Source organism: Aquariibacter albus, from assembly GCF_014145335.1.
GTDB lineage: Bacteria > Pseudomonadota > Gammaproteobacteria > Burkholderiales > Burkholderiaceae_C > Aquariibacter > Aquariibacter albus.
This window is the reverse complement of the sequence record NZ_JACIVI010000001.1, coordinates 646990-669070: the sequence shown is the minus strand read 5'-3', so window position 1 is coordinate 669070 and position 22081 is coordinate 646990. Positions and strand designations below refer to the sequence as shown.

Below are 22081 nucleotides of genomic sequence, written 5' to 3'. Positions count from 1 at the left end.
GGGGCGCACCGGCCATGCGGAGGCTCAGGGGCTGAGCCTGGGTTCGGCGGGCAGCGCGGGCTGTCCGGCCCGGCCGACCAGGCCGGCCGAGACGATGCCCGCGGCCAGGGCCAGGGAGGCGGCCAGGAAGACGCCACCCGGCCAGCCGGCATCCAGGATGCGGCCGAAGACCGGCGCGCCCAGCGCAAAGCCGATGTCCAGGCCCGAGTACACGGTGCCGTAGACGCGGCCGGTGGCACCGGGCGGCGCAGCGCGCTTGATCAGCATGTCGCGCGACGGTCCGGCCAGGCCGATGGCCACGCCCGAAAGCGCGACCGCCACCACCGCTGCGACGCCTGGAATCAGACCCAGGCCGACGGCCACCAGCACCGCCGCACCGGCGCCGATGGCCAGGGTGATGATGCGTTCCAGTGCCGCGCCGCGTGCGACCAGGAAACCGCCCGCCACCATGCCGGCCGCCCCGCAGAGCATGAAGCCGGTCACGACGAAGGCCGTGAGCGACAGCGGCAGGCCGTGCATCTGCTGGAGGGCCGGGCTGGCGAAGCCCTGGATGGCGGCCATCGCCGCGGTGCTCCAGAAAAAGAAGGAGAAGCACAGCCAGACCGAGGGCAGGCGCAGGAAGGCCATCGGATGCTCCACCGTCGCTCCCGCCACCGGCCGGGCGGCCACGCTGGCCTGGCGGCGGGCCTGGTGACGATCGTCCAGCGCGGCACGCTGGCGGTAGAGGATGAGGAGCACGGTGGCGGCCAAGAGGGCCGCGCCCAGGTAGGCCAGACGCCAGGAATCGAGCACGCTCGTCAGCCCGACCAGGAAGACCGGCGACAGCGCCCAGCCCAGGTTGCCGCAGATGCCGTGGGCCGAATAGGCATGGCCCAGGCGCTGCGGCGTGATGCGCTGGTTCAGGATGGTGAAGTCCGCAGGGTGGAAGGGCGCATTGCCCAGGCCGGCCAGCAGGGCAGCCACCGCGAGCGCGCCCGGCCCCTGGGCGCTCGCCGCGGTCAGGGCCGCGGCGATGAAGCTCAGGAAGGCGGCGAAGAGCACCGGCCGCGCCCCAACCCGGTCGACCAGGAAGCCCGACAGGGCCTGGCCCAGGCCGGACACGACGAAGAACAGCGTGACCAGCAGGCCCAGCTCGGTGTAGCTGAGGCCGAATTCGCGGATGAAGACCGGGAACATCGGCGGCAACAGCAGATGGAAGAAGTGCGAGCTGCCATGCGCCAGGCCCACCAGGCCGGTGGTGCGCAGATCGGCCCGCAGCGCGGGATCGTTCGGGAGGGGAAGAAGCGCCATGCCGGCATCGTAGGCAGGCCGGGCTCGTCGCGCTTACGATAGAAAGACATCCTTTGTCGAGATCAAGCCAATGCCTGCCCAGCCGACCGAGGGCCCGCTGCGCGGCCGCCAGGCCCCCCACCTCTACATGCCGACACCGGCCCGCCCGCTGCGGGCCAAGTTCAGCGTGCTGGCGGCCGACACGCGGGTCGAGCCGCACCACCATCCCTGGGCCCAGCTGGCCTGGTCGGCCACCGGGGTGATGCGGATCACGGCCGAGCGCGGCACCTACCTGGTCCCGCCCTCGCGGGCGGTCTGGATCCCGCCGGGCATCGAGCACACGGTGACCGTGGTCGAGACGGCCGAGCTGCGCACGCTCTACCTGCACCAGGCCGCCGGCCGCTGCGGGCCGGCCGCGGCCCGGGCCGAGGAACCCGAGGCCCCCCCGGAAGCCGACCTGCCCTGGCGGCACTGCCGGGTGCTGGAGGTGTCCGACCTGCTGCGCGCGCTGATCCTGGCCCTGGACCCCCGCCCCGACGGCGGTCCGCCGCCCGCGGCAGCCCAGACCGAGCGCGAGGCGCTGATCGCCCCGCTGCTGCGCGCCGAACTGGCCGGCGCCGCGCCGCTGCCGCTGGGCATCGCCCTGCCCGAGGACAAGCGCCTGCGTGCGCTCTGCGAAGCCGTGCTGGACGCGCCGCAGCGCCACGCCACGCTGGCCGGCTGGGTGCGCGACATCGGCGCGAGCGAACGCACCGTCGCGCGGCTCTTCCGCCAGGAACTGGGCACCAGCTTCGGCCAGTGGCGGCAGCAGGTGCTGCTGGCGCGGGCGCTGACGCTCGCCGCCCACGGCCGGCCGATGGGCGAGATTGCCGCCGCGCTGGGCTACGCCAGCCCCAGCGCCTTCAGTGCGATGGTGCGGCGCAGCCTCGGCGCGCCGCCGAGCCGGGTGTTCGCCGCGGCCTGAAGCCACCCGGCGCAGACCCGCGCGTGAACCGATCCGGGGAAACCCCGGCCCGCTTGCTACGATCCCGCCCCCGCCCGATGCAAAGCGCCATCCGATGAGCACCCCGATCCGCTTCGACTTCACGCGGCAGGACGCCCTGGGCCAGGCCTCCACCGCCCACGCCTGGGCCCGCGTGCCCGAGGCCCTGGACCCGGCCGCCCGCGCCGCCCTGAACGCCCGCGCCAAGGCCTTGCTGGCCGCGCGTGGCGCGGTGCTGGTCGCGCACTACTACGTCGAGCCCGAGCTGCAGGACCTGGCCCTGGCCACCGGCGGCATCGTCGCCGACTCGCTGGAGATGGCCCGCTTCGGCCGCGACCACGCCGCGCAGGAGCTGGTCGTGGCCGGGGTGCGCTTCATGGGCGAGAGCGCCAAGATCCTCTCGCCGCACAAGACGGTGCGCATGCCCGAGCTGGAGGCCACCTGCTCGCTGGACCTGGCCTGCCCGGCCGAGGACTTCGCCGCCTTCTGCGATGCCCACCCGGACCGCAGCGTCGTGGTCTACGCCAACACCAGCGCCGCGGTGAAAGCCCGCGCCGACTGGATGGTGACCAGCTCCTGCGCGCTGGGCATCGTCGAGCACCTGAAGGCGCAGGGCCGGAAGATCCTCTGGGCGCCGGACCGCCACCTGGGCCGCTACATCCAGCAGACCACCGGCGCCGACATGCTGCTCTGGCAGGGCGAGTGCATCGTGCACGACGAGTTCAAGGGCCTGGAGCTGGAGCTGCTCAAGGCCGAGCACCCGCAGGCCAAGGTGCTGGTGCATCCCGAATCGCCGTCGGCCGTGGTGGCCCTGGCCGACGTGGTCGGCTCGACCTCGCAGCTGCTCAAGGCCGTGACCGATGCGCCGACCGGCACCTTCATCGTGGCCACCGACAACGGCCTGCTGCACCGCATGCGTCAGCTCGCGCCGCAGGCCACGCTGATGGAAGCGCCCACCGCCGGCAACGGTGCCACGTGCAAGAGCTGCGCGCACTGCCCCTGGATGGCGATGAACGGCCTGCAGGCCCTCGTCGACTGCCTGGAGCGCCAGACCGGCGAGATCCAGGTGCCCGAACCGGTGCGAGGCCAGGCCCTGGGCTGCATCGAGCGCATGCTGGCCTTCGTCGCCGCACATCCGCAGGTGCTGGCCACGCCGGCCACCCGCGCGACCCCCCATCTCGTCACTGGACTCGGCGCCGCCTGATTGCCCCCATGCTGAACATCGAACGCAACGAGACCCTCGCCGAAGCCCGCGCCCGCAACATCCGCGAGGCCCTGGCCGAGGACATCGGCCAGGCCGACTGGACCGGCCGGCTGGTGCCGGCCGGACGCCGCGTGGTGGCCCGCGTGATCGTCCGCGAGGATGCGGTGCTCTGCGGCCGGGACTGGTTCGACGGCTGCTTCCTCGCGCTGGACCCGGAGGCACAGGTCGAATGGCGTGCCGCCGATGGCGAGGCCCTGCAGCGCAACCAGACTGTCTGCACCGTGCATGCCGAGGCGCGCGCGCTGCTGGCGGCTGAGCGCCCGGCGCTGAACTTCCTGCAGATGCTTTCGGGCGTGGCCACGGTGACCAAGCGCCACGTCGATGCCCTGGCCGATGCCTCGCCCAATCCGCGCGGCTGCGCGGTGCTCGACACCCGCAAGACCCTGCCCGGCCTGCGCCTGGCGCAGAAGTACGCGGTGCGCATGGGCGGGGGCAAGAACCAGCGCCTGGCGCTGTACGACGGCGTGCTGATCAAGGAAAACCACATCGCCGCGGCCGGCGGCGTGGCCCAGGCCCTGGCCGCAGCCCAGGCCCTGAAGGCCGGCGAGGCGCCGAACATCAGCATCCAGATCGAGGTCGAGTCGATCGCCGAGCTGATCCAGGCCCTGGACGCCGGCGCGACCAGCGTGCTGCTCGACAACTTCAGCCTGGACAAGATGCGCAAGGCGGTCGCGCTGAACGCCGGCCGGGCGGTGCTGGAAGTCTCGGGCGGCGTGACCCTGGCCCAGCTGCGCGGCATCGCCGAGACCGGCGTGGACCGCATCTCCCTGGGCACGCTGACCAAGGACATCGAGGCGGTCGACTACTCGATGCGGGTGCTGGACTCGGACTGAGCCACGGTTTTGCCGGTCGAACTCCACAGCCCAACGGATCCCATGGCGTGCCCCGCTTGGCGACGGTCTTGGGCATCGTCAGTCGCCTGCAAACCAAGAGCTCAGTCCTATTGCGCCTGCCCGCAGCGGGCAGGAGTTCGTCGCGGGTCTTGAGGGCCATGAACCGCCCCGTGAATCGCGGAGGCCCTATGCCGTGAGTCGGGGCGATCGGCCGCACACGGACGGCTCGATGCCGGCCTCAGCCAGTCCACGACACGCCGTGCATCGACGTCGATCACGAAGGTCATCCCTTCCCGCCGAGTCGAGATCTCGGTGAAGTCTGACGCCCAGAGCGGGTTCGGCACGTCAACTCCGAACGGGTGCTCGACCCTGTCCGGCGGACACGGCACCTTCGAGTCGGCGATCGTGGTGCGTGGTGCACTCGCACCTTGCCCCGGATTACGCCTTGCAGGCTCTGGCGGCGCATCAGCCGCTCGACGGCGCAGCGGCCCCCCCATGGTCTTCTCGGAGGAGTTGCCGCCAGACCTTCCCGGCACCTCAGACCTGCAGCCTGGTCCGCCCCACGCGTTCGAGATGCGCGGGGCCAGGACCTGGTCGCGCCGAGCCCGCAGGCTGCACAGCACGCGGGCCTGCGCTGCAGGGCCGCATGGCGCCGCTAGGGTGGCGATCTGCAGCCCGCGGCGGATCGGCTCGACCCCGTGGGCGTGTCGGTCCGGGCCCATATGAGCGCCCGCATCACTTCAGCCGGCGGTTGAGCTCCGCCTGGGCGAAGAAGGCGTTGCCCTACCTCAGGACCCCGTGGGTCTTGCGCAGCTCGCGTTCGAACCGGCGCATCCGGCGCCGCAGCGCCTCGGCCGCGCACTGAGCCTGCCTGCGATGGATTCGATGGCCGCCCTCTGCGAGTCCTGCTGCCTCTGCGCCTCCACGACCCTCCGCGTGGCGGCCCGCCCCCGAACCTCCGCCCATAACTTGCCTGCTCTCTTCATGGCTGCGTCCTGTCACAGGCAGGAGCCTCCTCGAAAGCCGGGACGGTTCGGATACATCTACTTGCATTTCCAAGCCTACGAAATCAAACAACTCAAGCGTTATCAGATCGTGATCCGTGCATTACGACACATCTAACAATCAAAGGAGCAACAAACCTTCTCAAGTCAAGGTCGATCATACCGATCCAGCCTCCACGGCGACACCATGCGTCGCTTCGTGAGGCTGCCATGACCATGACCACCGAAATCTCGATGACCGAACCGCTTGAGCACTCCCGAAGGGATTTCCTACGAGTCGGATCACTCGCCTGCATCACGACTGCAGCCGCCGTAGCGGGCTTTCCGCAAACCACACTTGCTCAATCCCTTTCCAACATCGGAGTGTCGGTGTCGGTAGATCAGGCAGCTCGCTGGCTGCGCTTCAGCACCTTCGCACCACTGGACAGCGAAATTCTGGATGTAGCGACTCGCGGCTACGCCTCTTGGCTCGAAACGCAGATGCTGCTACCCCAAAGCCGCACGGTATCCGATTGGGTCAGGCTTCAAGGTCCGCCAGGCTTCGAGGATCCAAATCAGCTCATTGCTTTCACCGAACGGGTTCGCGCCATCGATTGGAAATGCGTGTATGCCGCAGATCAGTTTCGCCAAAGGGTTACCTATGCACTCTCGAACATCTTTGTCGTCAGTACACTGAGCATTTCAGCTTATATCTGCGCATCATTCTGGGACACGCTCAATAAACATGCCTTCGGTAATTTTCGCGAACTGATCGAAGCGATCACGTACAGCGTCGACATGGGCATCTACCTGACGTACATGAATAATTCGAAGGGTGATGCAGCAAGCGGACGACAACCCGACGAGAATTATGCCCGCGAGCTGATGCAACTCTTCACGATCGGTTTGTGGGAACTGAATGAAGACGGCTCACGAAAAATCGACAGCAAGGGCCACCCGATCCCGACCTACAGTCAAGCCGACGTCACACAGATGGCACGCGTCTTCACCGGCCTGTATGCCAACGGCACGACCTACTGGGGCGAAAAGGTCAGATTTGGGTTCACGAACTTCAGCGCTTTCAGCAGCGAGTTATGGGCCTCGCCGATGCAAGCGGACGATTCACGGCATTCGCCGGAGTCTGTGAGAGCCCTTGACGGCAGAGTTGACATTCCGGCGGGAACGTCCTGCAGCCAAGCCATCCGCAAGGCGCTGGATGCCCTTTTCCAGCATCCCAGCTGCCCTCCCTTCATCGCCTTGAACCTGATCCGGCGCCTGACTTGCTCAAACCCATCGCCTGCCTATGTAACCCGGGTCAGCCGAGCCTTCGTAAACAACGGCCAAGGGGTCCGGGGCGACATGAAGGCAGTGCTCCGAGCGATCTTTCTCGATCCCGACCTGCTGACGCCGGGCACACCGCGGTTCGGCATGTTAACCCCTCGATATGTGTACACCATGGGGGCTGCTCGACGCCTGGGATGCTTCTCCAACCCGCTGACTCAACGGGTGATGAGCCAGTATGATCATACTCTGATCGGTTCTCAGCGACCCTTTACCGCACCGACGGTCTTCAACTTCAATCGACCGGACTTCACGACGCCAGAACTTCGGGCACTGGAACTTGTCGGCCCCGAGCTTGAGAATTGCGATGAATACGGGGCAAGCCAGGTTTTCACCGGCCTGGGTCATCTCTGCTCGAACGCCACCCTGACCCCCAATCTGAGCCTTCGCCTGATCTCCGCCGACAACGATGCCGCACTGCTTGACGAATTATCTCGACGGCTAAGCGGCAAGGTGCTTCCCGACGGAGACCGCAGCAGCCTTCTGTCCATCCTGCGCGGTATCGGACGAACCCAAGTCACGTATCAGCGTCAAGTACTCGCCGCGATGCTGTGGACGATCCTCATCCACCCTCAAAACATGGTGCTGTCATGAGCCGAAGCCTTCTGATCACTTATCTGGGGGGCGGCCTCGACGCCCATCATCTGATTTCACCGCGTCGCGGAACCAACCGAACAACCTATACTTCAGTGCGCGGTACCCTGGCCCTGGCAGACAACCCGAGCCAGGCCTTGAGCGAGGACTGGATGCTTCATCCGGCCATGAGCAATCTGCGTGCACTCTATGCCGAAGGTCGGGTCGCCATCGTGATGAACACTGGCACCCTTGCTGTACCAACCACCCGGGCACAATACGATGCACGGTCGGTTCCCCTGCCGCGCGCGCTCCAGAGCCACAACGACCAGACGCGAATCTGGCAACTCGGCGATGCAACCGACCTGATGGGTATGAGCGGCTGGATCGGCCGCATGATCGCAGCCCTGCCCAGCTCGCTGCGGGGGGGTAGTTTCTCGCAGATCACCTCGATGGCTGGTCCGCAGCCGGGCTTTACCGCCCCAGGGATCCGAGCCCTCGGCCTGGGTCCGACTGGTGTATTGGTCCGCCAGCCGAACATCCCAGCCAAGGTCATCCAGATGATGGAAGGCGTCATGGGCCGTGCTGGCAGTTTTGGGCATCCGCTGGCCAACGAGTTCGCTGCTGCCCAGCTGCGTGCAAACCAAAGTTCCGCTGTGGTGAGGAACGCGCTGGCCATGGTGACGGATACGACGCCCTACCCCGGACTGCCCGAGCTGCAGACTGTCGCTCGGCTGTTCAAGTCTGATGCCTACTCGGGACGCCCGCGCTCCGTGCATTTCTCGACCCAGGGTAACTACGATACCCACGCGGACATGATGAGTACCCTGGACAAGAATCTGAAGACTCTTGATCAGGGCATCGGCTCGTTTTGGAGCTCCGCGAAGGCTCTTGGCATTGAGAACGACGTCTCGATGCTGATTCACTCCGAGTTCGGTCGCAGCCTGGTGCCCAACGGCAGCGGCACCGACCACGGCTGGGGCGGCCATGCCCTGCTGATCGGCCCGGTGATCGGCGGCCTGCACGGCAAGTCGCCCGACCTGCGGCTGAACGGCCCGGACATGGTGGAGTCGCGCGGCATCCTGCTGCCCAGCACGCCGACCGAGCACCTGCTGGCCGAAGTGGCGCGCTGGATGGGCGTGCCGGCCGCCTCGATGGGCACGGTCTTCCCCAACCTGGGCAGCTTCCCGACGAGCTCGGGCTCCTTGCTGGGCGGCTTGCTCGGGGGCGGTTCCAGCAGCGCGCTCAGGCTCTATCCCTGAGCCCGGACGGGCTCAGTCGTCCTGATCGCGCCGCCGGCGCTTGCGCACCAGCACGGTCGGGAAACTGACCGGCAGGCTGCCCGGGTAGTCGCGGCTGTAGTGCAGGCCGCGGCTTTCGTGGCGGCTGAGCGCGGAGCGCACGATCAGCTCGGCCGCATCGACGAGGTTGCGCAGCTCCAGGAGGTCGCGGGTCACGCGGAAACTGCCGTAGTAGTCGTCGATCTCGCCTTTGAGCAGCTTGATGCGGTGCAGGGCCCGCTCCAGGCGCCGGGTGGTGCGGACGATGCCGACGTAGTTCCACATCAGCAGCCGCAGCTCGTCCCAGTTGTGGCTGATGACGACCTGCTCGTCCGCGTTCTCGACCTGGCTCTCGTCCCAGGCCGGCAGGGCCGGCGCGGGCGCGACGGGCTGGGCCAGCAGATGTTCGGCACAGCTGCGGCCCAGCACCACGCATTCCAGCAGCGAGTTGCTGGCCAGGCGGTTGGCGCCGTGCAGGCCGGTGCAGCCGGTCTCGCCCACGGCGTAGAGGCCCGGCAGGTCGGTTCGGCCCTGCAGGTCGCTCACCACGCCGCCGCAGCTGTAGTGCGCGGCGGGCACCACCGGAATGGGCTGGCGGGCGATGTCGATGCCCAGCGCGAGGCAGCGCGCATGGATGGTCGGGAAGTGGCTCCTGAGCCGGTCCTCGCCCAGGCCGGTGGCGTCGAGCCAGACGTGGTCGAGGCCATGCTTCTTCATCTCGAAGTCGATCGCGCGGGCAACGATGTCGCGCGGGGCCAGCTCGGCCCGGGCATCGTGGGCCGGCATGAAGCGCGCGGCCTGGCCGTCCTCGCCTGGCACGCCGGGCAGGCGCAGCACGGCGCCTTCGCCGCGCAGGGCCTCGGTGATCAGGAAGCTGCGCTCCTGCGGGTGGTAGAGGCAGGTGGGATGGAACTGGACGAACTCCATGTTCGCGACCCGGCAGCCGGCCCGCCAGGCCATGGCCACGCCGTCGCCGGTGGCGGTGTCGGGGTTGCTGGTATAGCGATAGACCTTGCCGAGGCCGCCGGTGGCGAGGATGACCGCGCCGGCGGCCACGGTCTCGACCCGCTTGCGATCGATGTCCAGCGCGTAGACCCCGTAGCAGCGCGGGGCCGCAGCCTCGCCCTGGCGGGCCTGGCGCCCGGCCAGATGGCGGGTGGTGATGAGGTCAACCGCCATCCAGCGCTCGCGCAGCGTGATGTTGGGATGCGCGCGGGCGCGGGCCAGCAGGGCCTCGTGGATGGCACGGCCGGTGGCATCGGCTGCATGGGCGATGCGGCGTACGGCATGGCCGCCCTCGCGCGTCAGGTGCAGGCCCAGCGGGCCGTCGGGGTCGGGCGAAAAGGGCACGCCGTGCTCGACCAGCCAGGCCACCGCATCGGCGCTGCGCTCGGCGACGAAGCGGGCGCTGTCCTTGTCGACCAGGCCGGCACCGGCCTCCAGCGTGTCCTGCACATGGCTGTCGACGCTGTCGTCCTGGCCGAGCACGCCGACGATGCCGCCCTGGGCCCAGGCCGTCGCGCCTTCGCCCAGGCTGCGCTTGGCCAGCACGATCACCGGCCGCTGCCCGGCCAGCTGCAAGGCCGTCGTCAGACCGGCCAGACCGGCCCCCACGATCACCACCGGCTGGGCTGCTGCGGCCCCCGTCACCTGCTTGTCATTCATCGCGAAATTCTAGGCGCCGCCCATCCCGGGCCACCCTGCGGCCCGGGATGCCCGACCGGGCTCAGTGCGTGCGCCGCTCGAAGCGGAATTCACCCGGATGAAGGATGGGGTCGACCTCGACCGGAATCACGCTCTTGGGCGGGAAGCGGCCTTCCAGCAGCAGCCGGGACAGCGGGTTCTCGATACGCTGCTGGATCGCCCGCTTCAGCGGCCGCGCGCCGAAGACCGGGTCGAAGCCGACCTTGGCCAGCTCGGCCAGCGCGGCCGGACTGACGTCCAGGCTCAGCTCCAGCCGCGCGAGCCGGCCCTGCAGGGCCTTGAGCTGGATCGCGGCGATGCCCTCGATGTGCTGCGCGTCGAGCGCGTGGAAGACCACGGTCTCGTCGATGCGGTTGAGGAACTCGGGCCGGAAGTGCGCCTTGAGCTCGCCCCAGACCGCCTCGCGGATCAGCTCCGGGTCCTGCCCCTGCATCTGCATGATGAGATGCGATCCGAGGTTGCTCGTCATCACGATCACCGTGTTCTTGAAGTCCACGGTGCGGCCCTGGCCGTCGGTCAGGCGGCCGTCGTCCAGCACCTGCAGCAGCACATTGAAGACATCCGGGTGGGCCTTCTCGACCTCGTCGAGCAGCACCACCGCATAGGGCTTGCGGCGCACGGCCTCGGTCAGAGTACCGCCCTCCTCGTAGCCCACGTAGCCGGGCGGCGCGCCGATCAGGCGGCTGACGCTGTGCTTCTCCATGAACTCGCTCATGTCGATGCGGACCATGGCCTCCTCCGTGTCGAAGAGGAAGGCGGCCAGGGCCTTGCACAGCTCGGTCTTGCCGACGCCCGTGGGCCCGAGGAAGAGGAAGCTGCCGGTCGGCCGGTTCGGGTCGCCCAGGCCGGCTCGGCTGCGGCGGATGGCGTCGGCCACCGCGACGATGGCCTCGTCCTGCCCGACCACGCGCTCGTGCAGCTTGCCCTCCATCTGCAGCAGCTTGTCGCGCTCGCCCTGCATCAGCTTGGCCACGGGGATGCCGGTGGCGCGGGCCACCACCTCGGCGATCTCCTCGGCCCCCACCTGCGTGCGCAGCAGCACGGGGCGGCCGGCGGCGGCCTTGCCGTTCTCATGGGCCTGGGCGTCGCGGAGCTTCTTCTCCAGCTCCGGCAGCTGGCCGTACTGCAGCTCGGCCACCTTGTTGAAGTCGCCCTTGCGCTTGAGCTCCTCGATCTGCGACTTGATGCGGTCGATCTCCACCCGCAGCTCGCCCGAGCCCTGGACCTGGGCCTTCTCGGCTCGCCAGATCTCGTCCAGGTCGGCCAGCTCGCGTTCGAGCTTGCCGATCTCCTCCTCGATCAGGGCCATGCGCTTGATCGATGCCTCGTCCTTTTCCTTGCGCACCGCCTCGCGCTCGATCTTGAGCTGGATCAGCCGGCGGTCCAGCTTGTCCATGGCCTCGGGCTTGGAGTCCAGCTCGATCTTGATCTTGGCCGCCGCCTCGTCGATCAGGTCGATGGCCTTGTCGGGCAGGAAGCGGTCGGTGATGTAGCGCTGGCTCAGCTCGGCCGCGGCGACGATGGCCGGGTCGGTGATCTCCACGTCGTGGTGCAGCTCGTACTTCTCCTGCAGGCCCCGCAGGATGGCGATGGTCGCCTCCACGCTGGGCTCGTCGACGAGGATGCGCTGGAAGCGGCGTTCGAGCGCGGCGTCCTTCTCGATGTACTTGCGGTACTCGTCCAGCGTGGTCGCGCCGATGCAGTGCAGCTCGCCGCGCGCCAGGGCGGGCTTGAGCATGTTGCCGGCATCGATCGCGCCCTCGCCCTTGCCGGCGCCGACCATGGTGTGCAGCTCGTCGATGAAGACCAGGGTCTGGCCAGCGTCCTGCGAAAGCTCCTTGAGCACATTCTTCAGCCGCTCCTCGAACTCGCCGCGGAACTTGGCACCGGCCAGCAACAGGGCGATGTCGAGCACCAGCAGGCGCTTGCCCTTGAGGCTGTCGGGCACCTCGCCGTTGACGATGCGCTGGGCCAGGCCCTCGACGATGGCGGTCTTGCCCACGCCGGGCTCGCCGATGAGCACGGGGTTGTTCTTGCTGCGCCGCTGCAGCACCTGGATGGCGCGGCGGATCTCGTCGTCGCGGCCGATCACCGGATCCAGCTTGCCCTGGCGGGCACGCTCGGTCAGGTCCAGGGTGTACTTCTTCAGCGCCTCGCGCTGGCCCTCGGCCTCGGCACTGTCGACCTTCTGTCCGCCGCGCACGGCCTCGATCGCCGCCTCCAGGGCCCCACGCTTCAGGCCGTGGCGGCGGGCCGTTTCGGCCAGCTCGGTCTTGGCTTCGGCCAGGGCCAGCAGGGCCATCTCGCTGCTGATGAAGGCGTCGCCGCGCTTGCCCGCCTCCTTCTCGGCGCCCTGCAGCCAGGCGACGAAATCGCGCGAGGGCTGCACCGGCCCCCCGCCGCCCTGCACCTGCGGCAGGGCCTCGAGGGCGGCATCCACCGCCGTCTTCAGTGCGGGCAGCTTCACGCCGGCCCGCTCCAGCAGCGCCCGCGGGCCGTCGGGCTGGGCCAGGAAGGCGGCCAGCAGATGGGCCGGCTCCAGGTAGGGATGCTCGCGGGTCACCGCGAGGCTGCTGGCCTCCTGCAACGCCTGCTGGAAGGCCGTGGTCAGTTTGTCGATGCGCATGGGTCCATCCTTGAGATGCGGTGGCCGGCACCGCTTGGTTTCTAGATGGGGCGGCACCCCGCCGATTCAAGGTGGGGGCGCTCGGGGCGCAGAGACTGCGGGACGCCATAGCATGCGCCGCAGCCCAGCCTTCGGCGGCCGGACCCACCCGCCTTCAAGGCCCCTTCCCGGAGACACCCCCCATGGCCACCAGCCTGCTCGCCCTGCTCGACGACATCGCCTCCATCCTGGACGACGTGGCCGCGATGACCAAGGTCGCCACCAAGAAGACTGCTGGCGTGCTGGGCGACGACCTGGCGCTCAACGCCCAGCAGGTCACCGGCGTGCAGGCCGACCGCGAGCTGCCCGTGGTCTGGGCCGTGGCCAAGGGCTCGATGGTGAACAAGGCCATCCTGGTGCCGGCGGCCCTGGCCATCAGCGCCTTCCTGCCGGTGCTGATCACGCCACTGCTCATGATCGGCGGCGCCTTCCTCTGCTTCGAGGGCTTCGAGAAACTGGCCCACAAGTTCCTGCACAGCCGGGCCGAGGACGCTGCCCACCAGGCCGAGCTGCGCGCCGCCCTGGCCGACGAGACGGTGGACCTGGTGGCGCGGGAGCAGGACAAGATCAAGGGGGCGGTGCGCACCGACTTCATCCTCTCGGCCGAGATCATCGTGATCAGCCTGGGCACGGTGGCCGCCGCCAGCTTCAGCCAGCAACTGGCGGTGCTGGTCAGCATCGCCGTGCTGATGACGGTCGGCGTCTATGGCCTGGTGGCCGGCATCGTCAAGCTGGACGACGCCGGGCTCTGGCTCAGCCGCCGCGGCGGCCTGCAGGCCGCCCTGGGCCGCGGCCTGCTGCGGGGCGCGCCCTGGCTGATGAAGGCGCTGTCGGTCTTCGGCACCGCGGCCATGTTCCTGGTGGGCGGGGGCATCCTGGCCCACGGCATCGCCCCGCTGCACCATGCGGTGGCCGCCTGGGCCGAGGGCGCTGGCGCGCTGGGGGTGCTGGGCGCCATGGCGGTCGACGGCTTCGTCGGTCTGCTGGCGGGGGCGCTGGTGCTGGGCGCGGTCCGCCTGATCAAGCGCCTGCGCGGCTGAAGCCGGGGCCGCGGTGGTCCGGCCCCGGCTTCAGCCGCGGGCCAGCAGGGCCTGCACCAGGGCCCAGCCCGCCGCCGCGCAGGCCAAGGCGCCCACCAGGTGGGCGGCGGTGTGCAGCAGGGCCAGGCCCAGGGCGCCGCGCTGCAGCAAGGCCAGGGATTCGGCCGAGAAGGCCGAGAAGGTGGTCAGCCCGCCGAGCAGGCCGGTGACCAGCAGCAGGCGCAGCAGATCCTGCGGCTGCTGGGCGAACCAGGCGCCGAGGCCGCCGATCAGCAGACCGCCAACCGCGTTGACGAACAGGGTGCCGAGCGGAAAGCCCGCCCACAGCGGGTTGAGCAGCAGGCTCAGGCCCCAGCGCAGCAGGCCGCCGGCGGCTGCGCCACCGGCCACGGCCGCAGCCTGCAGCCAGAGGGCGGGGCCCATGCCGCTCATCGCAGCTCAGCCGGCCAGCAGGCGCCGCACGCCGCAGGCCGCGCCTGCGCGGCGCGGGTGTCCGGCACCCACCCGCCGGGCACGGCCGAGCCAGCCGCCGGCCCGACCTGCGTCGCGCCCGTGGGCGGCCTCAGGCATTGCGGGCCTCGATGCCCCAGCGGGCCAGGGCCGCGTCGTCGGCCACGCGGGCGTCGACCCAGCGTGCGCCCTCGGGCGTGGTTTCCTTCTTCCAGAAGGGCGCCTGGGTCTTGAGGTAGTCCATCAGGAATTCGCAGGCCTGGAAGGCCTCGCCGCGGTGGGCCGAGCTCACGGCCACCAGCACGATCTGATCGCCCAGGTCGAGCGGCCCGACGCGGTGGATCACCCGCACGCCGCGCAGCGCGAAGCGGCGGCGGGCCTCGGCGATCATGGCCTCGATGGCCCGCTCGGTCATGCCGGGGTAGTGCTCCAGCTCCATGGCGGACACGCTGGCACCCTCGCTGCGATCGCGCACGGTGCCGATGAAGGCCGCCACCGCGCCGACGCCGCCATCGCCCTCGCGCAGGCGGGCGACTTCGGCGCCGAGGTCGAAGTCGGCGGTCTGGATGGTGACGGTGTCGGTGTGCATGGCGTGCTGATTGTCGGTTCGACCGGATCACATCGGCTGCCCCCGGCCACCGGGCTCATCGGCCCGCCGGCGTTCGGGCCACCCCAAGGTCCGCAGGGACCTTGGGGCCCCGTGCCCTGGGCTTCGCCCCCGGCCACCGGGCTCGTAGGCCCGCCGGCGTTCGGGCCACCCCAAGGTCCGCAGGGACCTTGGGGCCCCGTGCCCTCACCCCCCTGTGACCGGCGGGAAGAAAGCGACCTCTGCGCCCTCGCGCAGCGGGGTCGCTTCGTCGGCCATCTGCTGGTCGACGGCCATGCGCACGGCGCGGCCGCGGGCCAGGCGCTCGGCATGGGCGCCGCCGCGGGCGATCAGGGCATCGCGCAGGGCGGCCATGGTGGCGGGCTCGGGCCGCGCCACGGTTTCGCCGGGGCCCAGGGCTTCGCGCAGGGCGGCGAAGTAGCGGACGTGGACGGTGCTCATCAGGACAGGCTCAGGCGGAAGGGCAAGGGGCCGGGCGGCGCCGCTCACAGCAGGGCCGCATAGGGCAGGTAGGGCACCGGGTCGCCGGCGCGGATGACCTGACCGGCCGCCACATCAATCAGGCCCTCGGCCCAGACGGCCGAGGTCAGCACGGCGGAGGACTGCTTGGGGTAGATGTGGGCCTGTCCGGCGGCATCCAGCCGCGCGCGCAGGAATTCGCGGCGTCGGTCGGGGTGCGGCCAGTCGAAGGCGGCCGGCACCTGCAGCGCGCGCGGCGCGTGGACGGGCTCGCCCTCCAGCGCACGCAGCACCGGCCGCACGGCCAGCAGGAAGGTCACGAAGCTCGACACCGGGTTGCCGGGCAGGCCCATGAACAAGGCTTCGGCCGCTGCGCCCCGCGCCTCGCCCGGCGCGCCGGGCCGGCGCACTGCGCCGAAGGCCAGGGGCTTGCCGGGCTTCATCGCGACCTGCCACAGGTCCAGCCGGCCTTCGGCCTCGACGGCGGGCTTGAGATGGTCTTCCTCGCCCACCGAGACGCCGCCCGAGGTGAGGATCAGGTCATGCGCCTCGGCCGCGGCGCGCAGGGCCTCGCGGGTGGCCTCGCGGCGGTCGGGCACGATGCCGAGGTCGGTGACCTCCGCGCCGGCCGCCTGCAGCAGGCCGCGCAGGGTGTGGCGGTTGGAGTTGTAGATGGCGCCGCGCGGCAGCTGCTCGGGCGGCAGGCTGCCCGGCATCACGAGCTCGTCGCCAGTGGAGAACAGGGCCACCCGCGGACGGCGGCGCACCTGCACCGTGGCCCGGCCCAGGGAGGCGGCCAGGCCCAGGGCCTGGGCGCTCAACCGGGTGCCGGTGGCGAGCACGGTGGCGCCCTGGCGCACGTCGTCGCCGCGGCGGCGGATCCAGGCCTCGGGCTCGGGCAGCACGGTGATGCGCACGGCCGCACGGCCGTCCGGCAGGGTGAGCGCCTCGGCCTGCTCCTGCGGCACGACGGCGTCGGCGCCGGGCGGGATCTCGGCGCCGGTGAAAAGCCGCGCGGCCGTGCCCTCGGCCAGGGGGCCGCCGGGGTGGCCGGCCGCCACGCGCTGGCCCACCGGCAGCGCGCGGGCCAGGCCCTCGGGGCCGAGCAGGTCGGCACGGCGCAGGGCGTAGCCGTCCATCGCGCTGTTGTCCATGCCGGGCACGTCGAGCGGGGCGACGAGGTCCTCGGCCAGCACGCGGCCCAGGGCCTCGAAGCTGTCGACGGTCTCGACGCCGGCCAGGCGCGGGGTCTGGGCCAGCAGGCGGGCCAGGGCCTCGTCCAGGCTGATCAGCGGCTTGGGGGCGGGTCGGTTCATGCGGGGAGGCGCAAGGGCGAAGCAGGCTCAGAAGCCGAGCCGGGGCAGCGCGCGGGGCGTGTAGGCGAAGTCCGCAGCCTGCCCGATCAGGAAGGCGATGATGGCCTCGGGGTCGTTCAGGTCCAGCAGCGGCAGCTCGGTGGCCTGCGGCAGCTCGGCCCGGCTGTCGGTCGCGATCGCCCGGATGTGCGGATCGGCCGGGTACTGCACCGGCCGTCCGGTGCTGGCGCGCCAGACCTCGATCTTCGGCAGGTCGGCATGCTTGAAGCCTTCGACCAGGGCCCAGTCGCAGGGGGCCAGTTCGGCCAGCAGCTCGTGGGCGGTCGGCTCGCGGTCCTCGCGCAGCGTGCGCACCTTGGCCAGGCGGCGGCTGGAGGAGACGACGACCTCGTAGGCCCCGGCCTCGCGGTGGCGCCAGGAATCCTTGCCGGGCTGGTCGATGTCGAAGGCGTGGTGGGCATGCTTGACCACCGAGACGCGCAGGCCGCGCGCGCGCAGGCCGCCGACCATCTGCTCGACCAGCGTGGTCTTGCCCGAGCCGGAGTAGCCGCAGAAGCCCACGGCCTTCATGGCGGGGCCGGCCGGCAGGTCGAGGGTCATGCGGGGGCGTGGGCGGCCACGTAGTCCTTGACGACCTGGACCGAGGCCGGCACCGCCTGGACACGCTTGGGCAGGGCCTCGATGCCCTCCAGGCCCGCGGGCCGCGGGGGCTCGTGGCCCAGGGCCTCGACGATGGTCGCGGCGAACTTGGCCGGCAGCGCGGTCTCCAGCACGATCATGGTCTCGGGGCCGGGCTGCTCGGCGGCCACCTTCAGGCCGTCCGCCGTGTGCGGGTCGACGATCAGGCCGCTTTCCGAAGCCACGCGGCGGATGGTGGCCAGGCGGTCGGCATGCGTGCTGCGGCCCGAGCGGAAGCCGTAGCCCGCCACCTTCGCGAAGCTGGCGGCGTCGAGCGTGAAGCCGCCCTGCCCCACCTGCGCGCCGAAGAGCTCGGCGGTGCGGGCGGCGTCGCGGCCGAGCAGGTCGAAGACGAAGCGCTCGAAGTTGCTGGCCTTGGAGATGTCCATCGAGGGGCTGGAGGTCTCGTGCGTGTCGGCGCTGCCGCGCACGCGGTAGGCGCCGGTGCGGAAGAACTCGTCGAGCACATCGTTCTCGTTGGTGGCAACCACCAGGCGCTCGATGGGCAGGCCCATCATGCGCGCGACGTGGCCGGCGCAGACGTTGCCGAAGTTGCCGCTGGGCACAGTGAAGCTCACGCGCTCGTCGTTGGTCTCCGTGGCCTGGAAGTAGCCGGCGAAGTAGTAGACGACCTGGGCCAGCAGCCGCGCCCAGTTGATCGAGTTGACGGTGCCGATCTTGTGGCGGCGCTTGAAGTCCAGGTCGGCGCTGACGGCCTTGACGATGTCCTGGCAGTCGTCGAAGACGCCCTCGACGGCCAGGTTGTGGATGTTGGCGTCCTGCAGGCTGAACATCTGCGCCTGCTGGAAGGGGCTCATGCGGCCGAGCGGGCTGAGCATGAACACGGCGATGCCGCGCTTGCCGCGCATCGCGTATTCGGCCGCGCTGCCGGTGTCGCCGCTGGTGGCGCCGAGGATGTTCAGGGTCTCGCCACGGCGGGCCAGCTCGTACTCGAAGAGGTTGCCGAGCAGCTGCATGGCCATGTCCTTGAAGGCCAGGGTGGGGCCGTTGGACAGGGCTTCGAGCAGGACGGCGCCCTGGCCCCCGCGCGCAGGCGTGACGGGCTTGAGCGGCACGATGGCCGCGTCGCCGAAGGCTGCGACCGTGTAGGTCTTGTCGACCAGGGCCTTCAGCTCCAGCGGCGGAATGTCGTCGATGTAGCGCGAGAGGATCTCGAAGGCGAGCTCGGCATAGCCCAGGCCGCGCCAGCGCGCGAGCGTGGTGGCATCGACCTTCGGGTAGTGCGTGGGCAGGTAGAGACCGCCGTCGGGCGCCAGGCCTTCGAGCAGGATCTCGCAGAAGCGGCGCTCCGTGCGGTCGCCGCGGGTGCTGATGTACTTCATCGTTGCATTCGGTTCGGGAAGGCCCCGGGCCCGGCTCAGGCGAGATCTTCCTTGCGCAGGCTGACGATGGGCGCCAGCACGCTCGGCAGGGCCTGCATCTCGGCCAGCGCGGCGCGCATGGCGCCTTCGCGGGTGATGTGGGTCAGCATGATCAGGTCGGTGGCGGCGGGCTGGCCGGCGGCCACCTCGTCGCCCGGGCGCTGCAGCACGGCGTCCAGCGAGATGCCGCGTTCGGCCAGGATGCCGGTCAGGCGGGCCAGCACGCCGGCCTCGTCGGCCACGCGCAGGCGCAGGTAGAAGGAGGTCAGCACCTGCTCGATCGGCAGGATGGGCAGGGCGTCGGCCTGGGCCAGGGCCTCGGGCTGGAAGCCCAGGGCCGGCACGCGGGCGCCCTCGCCAGCGCCGGACAGGCGGGCGATGTCGACCAGGTCGGCAATCACAGCCGAGGCGGTCGGCTCGCTGCCCGCGCCCTTGCCGTAGTAGAGGGTGGTGCCCACGGCATCGCCCTGCACCATCACCGCATTCATCGCGCCTTCGACGTTGGCGATCAGGCGCTTGGTCGGCACCAGGGTCGGGTGCACGCGCAGCTCAATGCCCTCAGCCTGACGGCGCGCGATGCCCAGCAGCTTGATGCGGTAGCCCAGCTGCTCGGCATAGCGGATATCCGCAGCGGCCAGCCGGGTGATGCCCTCGACATGGGCCTTGTCGAACTGCACCGGCACGCCGAAGGCGATGGCGCTCATCAGCGTGGCCTTGTGGGCGGCATCGACGCCTTCGATGTCGAAGGTCGGATCGGCCTCGGCATAGCCCAGGCGCTGAGCCTCCTTGAGCACGACGTCGAAATCGAGGCCCTTGTCGCGCATCTCGGACAGGATGAAATTCGTCGTGCCGTTGATGATGCCGGCCACCCACTGGACCTGGTTGGCGGTCAGGCCTTCGCGCAGAGCCTTGATGATGGGAATGCCGCCGGCGACCGCGGCCTCGAAGGCGACGATCACGCCCTTGGCGCGCGCGGCCGCGAAGATCTCGCTGCCATGCACGGCCAGCAGGGCCTTGTTGGCGGTGACTACATGCTTGCCGGCCGCGATGGCCTCCAGCACCAGGGCGCGGGCGATGCCGTAGCCGCCGATCAACTCGACGACGACATCGATCTCGGGATCGGCAATCACCGCGCGGGCGTCGGCCACCACTTGCGCGGCATCCCCGACCACGGCCCGGGCGCAGGCGGTGTCGAGATCGGCCACGGTCTTGATCACGATGCCGCGGCCGGCGCGGCGGACGATCTCCGCCTGGTTGCGTTGCAGGACAGCGAAGGTGCCGCTGCCGACGGTGCCGATGCCGAGCAGGCCGAGCTGGAGAGCTTTCATGGAATCAGGACGCGAGAGGATCAAGGGGCACGCGGCCGGCTCGTGGCCGGCCGCGTCGGGGAAAGGGGGGGAGAGGCCGAGACCTCAGACGCTGTGGCGGCGGCGGTAGCCGGCCAGGAAACGCTCGATGCGGTCCAGCGCCTCGCCGAGGTCGTCGGTGTTGGGCAGGAAGACGAGGCGGAAGTGGTCCGGCTGCGGCCAGTTGAAGCCGGTGCCCTGCACGATCAGCACCTTCTCCTCGGCCAGCAGCTCGTAGGCGAACTGCTGGTCGTCCTGGATCGGATAGACCTTCGGGTCCAGGCGCGGGAACATGTAGAGCGCCGCCTTGGGCTTGACCACGCTGACGCCCGGAATGGCCGACATGCGCTCGTAGGCCATGTCGCGCTGGCGGGTCAGACGGCCCTGCGGCGCGACGAGGTCCTTGATGCTCTGGTAGCCGCCGAGCGCGGTCTGCACGGCCAGCTGGCCGGGCGTGTTCGCGCACAGTCGCATGGAGGCCAGCATGTTCAGGCCTTCGATGTAGTCCTTGGCCTGGCGCTTGTTGCCCGAGACGACCATCCAGCCGGCGCGGTAGCCGCAGGCCCGGTAGTTCTTGCTGAGCCCGTTGAAGGTGACGAAGAAGACATCGTCGGCCAGCGAGGCGATGCTGGTGTGGACGTTGCCGTCGTAGAGCGTCTTGTCGTAGATCTCGTCGGCGAAGACGATGAGCTTGTGCTGCCGCGCGATCTCGACCAGCTCCCGCAGCAGCGGCTCGGGATAGAGCGCGCCGGTCGGGTTGTTCGGGTTGATGATGACGATCGCACGGGTCGCCGGCGTGATCTTGCGGCGGATGTCGTCGAGGTCGGGGTACCAGTCGGCGCCCTCGTCGCACAGGTAGTGCACCGGCGTGCCGCCCGACAGGGAGACGGAGGCCGTCCACAGCGGGTAGTCGGGGGCGGGCACCAGCACCTCGTCGCCTGCGTCGAGCAGGGCGTTCATGCTCATCGCGATCAGCTCGGAGGCCCCGTTGCCGAGGTAGACGTCGTCCACCGTCACGCCGGCAATGCCCTTCTCCTGCGTGTAGTGCACGACGGCGCGGCGCGGCGCGAACAGGCCCTTGCTGTCGGTGTAGCCGGCGGCCGAGGGCAGGTTGCGGATCATGTCCTGCACGATCTCGTCCGGGGCGTCGAAGCCGAAGACCGCCAGGTTGCCGATGTTCAGCTTGATGATCTTCTGGCCGTCCTCTTCCATCTGACGGGCCTTGTCGAGCACCGGTCCGCGGATGTCGTAACAGACATTCGCCAGCTTGCTCGACTTGTGGATGGGTTTGCTCACGGGGGCTCCGCAGTGGGTCAGCGTCGGCCTGGCGCATGCCCCCTGACGGGGCCCCGGGCGCGAGGCGAAAGCTAGAATTTTAGTCGAGGGGTGGATCCTGGCTCTCGCATGGCCGATGGCCCGTGTCCGCCCGCGCCCCCGAGCCGGAAGCCCCGCCCCATGAAGTTCCAAGCCGATCTGCCCAGCCGTCCCAACGTGGTCTCCGCGGTGCATCCTGACCGCATCGGCGTGGGATCCGTGGTCTGGCGAGAGAGCCTGCTCCTGCCCTGGCAGGGCGAGGTCCAGGCCTGGGCCCCGGCGGGTTTCGACGGTCTGCGCCTCGAGGACTTCGAGGCCATCGCCGCACTGCAGCCCGAGCTGGTGCTGCTGGGCACCGGCAGCCGCCAGCGCTTCCCGAAGCCGGCCCTGCTGCGACCGCTGATGGCGCGCCGCATCGGCATCGAGACCATGAACACCGCCGCCGCCTGCCGCACCTACAACGTGCTGCTGTCGGAGGATCGTGCGGTGGTGGCGGCCCTGCTGCTGGACGCCTGAGCCAGCGGTCGGGGGAGCAGCCAGGGGAGGCCTCGGCGCGCCTTCTATAATGCGCGGCTGTTCAAGCCCTGCCCACCTG

The 22081-nt window shown here is 70.0% G+C and carries 18 protein-coding genes and 1 other annotated feature; of the genes, 7 read left to right on the top strand and 11 right to left on the bottom strand.

What is annotated here, in order from left to right; genetic code table 11:
• Nucleotides 1-24: 24 nt before the first annotated feature.
• Nucleotides 25-1290, bottom strand: a complete 1266-nt coding sequence (locus H4F90_RS03005; protein ID WP_182661337.1) for an MFS transporter — start codon at nt 1288-1290, stop codon at nt 25-27.
• A 70-nt stretch (nt 1291-1360) separates the two neighbouring features.
• Between H4F90_RS03005 and H4F90_RS03000 the strand changes: the two genes are divergently transcribed.
• From H4F90_RS03000 to H4F90_RS02980, 5 genes are all read left to right on the top strand, one after another.
• The gene (locus tag H4F90_RS03000) at nt 1361-2233 is read left to right on the top strand and encodes an AraC family transcriptional regulator (RefSeq protein ID WP_182661335.1); all 873 of its coding nucleotides are present in this window, start codon (nt 1361-1363) and stop codon (nt 2231-2233) included.
• Between the two features lie 94 nt (nt 2234-2327).
• Nucleotides 2328-3455 carry a quinolinate synthase NadA gene (gene nadA / locus H4F90_RS02995; RefSeq protein WP_182661333.1) on the top strand — a complete coding sequence of 376 codons (1128 nt, stop codon included), beginning with the start codon at nt 2328-2330 and terminating at the stop codon, nt 3453-3455.
• Between the two features lie 8 nt (nt 3456-3463).
• Nucleotides 3464-4348: a carboxylating nicotinate-nucleotide diphosphorylase gene (nadC, locus tag H4F90_RS02990; RefSeq protein ID WP_182661331.1), complete on the top strand. Its 885-nt coding sequence runs from the start codon at nt 3464-3466 to the stop codon at nt 4346-4348.
• Nucleotides 4349-5007: 659 nt separating this feature from the next.
• Nucleotides 5008-5126: a sequence feature (AL1L pseudoknot), on the bottom strand.
• A 436-nt stretch (nt 5127-5562) separates the two neighbouring features.
• Nucleotides 5563-7266 (top strand): DUF1800 family protein, encoded by a 1704-nt coding sequence (locus H4F90_RS02985; RefSeq protein ID WP_182661329.1) that lies wholly within the window; start codon nt 5563-5565, stop codon nt 7264-7266.
• Nucleotides 7263-8507 carry a DUF1501 domain-containing protein gene (locus H4F90_RS02980; protein WP_182661327.1) on the top strand — a complete coding sequence of 415 codons (1245 nt, stop codon included), beginning with the start codon at nt 7263-7265 and terminating at the stop codon, nt 8505-8507. Before H4F90_RS02985 ends, H4F90_RS02980 begins: the two co-directional genes overlap by 4 nt.
• A gap of 12 nt (nt 8508-8519) precedes the next feature.
• Here H4F90_RS02980 and nadB read toward each other — a convergent pair whose 3' ends face one another.
• Together nadB and clpB are read right to left on the bottom strand one after the other, a co-directional pair.
• On the bottom strand, nt 8520-10190 hold the full coding sequence (nadB, locus tag H4F90_RS02975; protein WP_182661325.1) for an L-aspartate oxidase: 1671 nt from the start codon (nt 10188-10190) through the stop codon (nt 8520-8522).
• A 61-nt stretch (nt 10191-10251) separates the two neighbouring features.
• Nucleotides 10252-12855 (bottom strand): ATP-dependent chaperone ClpB, encoded by a 2604-nt coding sequence (gene clpB, locus H4F90_RS02970; protein WP_182661323.1) that lies wholly within the window; start codon nt 12853-12855, stop codon nt 10252-10254.
• A gap of 182 nt (nt 12856-13037) precedes the next feature.
• On the opposite strand from clpB, the gene H4F90_RS02965 reads away from it, so the two are divergent.
• Nucleotides 13038-13934, top strand: a complete 897-nt coding sequence (locus H4F90_RS02965) for a DUF808 domain-containing protein (RefSeq protein ID WP_182661321.1) — start codon at nt 13038-13040, stop codon at nt 13932-13934.
• Between the two features lie 30 nt (nt 13935-13964).
• Here H4F90_RS02965 and H4F90_RS02960 read toward each other — a convergent pair whose 3' ends face one another.
• From H4F90_RS02960 to H4F90_RS02925, 8 genes are all read right to left on the bottom strand, one after another.
• Nucleotides 13965-14357, bottom strand: coding sequence for a CrcB family protein (locus tag H4F90_RS02960; RefSeq protein ID WP_182661319.1), 393 nt, complete (start codon nt 14355-14357; stop codon nt 13965-13967).
• Between the two features lie 139 nt (nt 14358-14496).
• Complete coding sequence (gene moaE, locus H4F90_RS02955) at nt 14497-14973, bottom strand: molybdopterin synthase catalytic subunit MoaE (RefSeq protein ID WP_182661317.1); 477 nt, start codon at nt 14971-14973, stop codon at nt 14497-14499.
• 204 nt (nt 14974-15177) lie between these two features.
• Nucleotides 15178-15432 (bottom strand): MoaD/ThiS family protein, encoded by a 255-nt coding sequence (locus tag H4F90_RS02950; protein ID WP_182661315.1) that lies wholly within the window; start codon nt 15430-15432, stop codon nt 15178-15180.
• Between the two features lie 44 nt (nt 15433-15476).
• Complete coding sequence (locus tag H4F90_RS02945; RefSeq protein ID WP_182661313.1) at nt 15477-16766, bottom strand: molybdopterin molybdotransferase MoeA; 1290 nt, start codon at nt 16764-16766, stop codon at nt 15477-15479.
• A gap of 27 nt (nt 16767-16793) precedes the next feature.
• Entirely contained in the window at nt 16794-17336 is a 543-nt protein-coding gene (gene mobB / locus H4F90_RS02940; protein ID WP_182662987.1) for a molybdopterin-guanine dinucleotide biosynthesis protein B, read from the bottom strand.
• A 26-nt stretch (nt 17337-17362) separates the two neighbouring features.
• Nucleotides 17363-18787 carry a threonine synthase gene (gene thrC, locus H4F90_RS02935; protein ID WP_182661311.1) on the bottom strand — a complete coding sequence of 475 codons (1425 nt, stop codon included), beginning with the start codon at nt 18785-18787 and terminating at the stop codon, nt 17363-17365.
• A 35-nt stretch (nt 18788-18822) separates the two neighbouring features.
• Nucleotides 18823-20154 (bottom strand): homoserine dehydrogenase, encoded by a 1332-nt coding sequence (locus tag H4F90_RS02930; protein WP_182661310.1) that lies wholly within the window; start codon nt 20152-20154, stop codon nt 18823-18825.
• Between the two features lie 84 nt (nt 20155-20238).
• A complete protein-coding gene (locus H4F90_RS02925) occupies nt 20239-21468 on the bottom strand; it encodes a pyridoxal phosphate-dependent aminotransferase (protein ID WP_182661308.1) in 1230 nt (409 codons plus the stop codon).
• A 159-nt stretch (nt 21469-21627) separates the two neighbouring features.
• On the opposite strand from H4F90_RS02925, the gene H4F90_RS02920 reads away from it, so the two are divergent.
• Nucleotides 21628-22002 (top strand): Mth938-like domain-containing protein, encoded by a 375-nt coding sequence (locus tag H4F90_RS02920; protein WP_182661306.1) that lies wholly within the window; start codon nt 21628-21630, stop codon nt 22000-22002.
• Nucleotides 22003-22081: the final 79 nt, after the last annotated feature.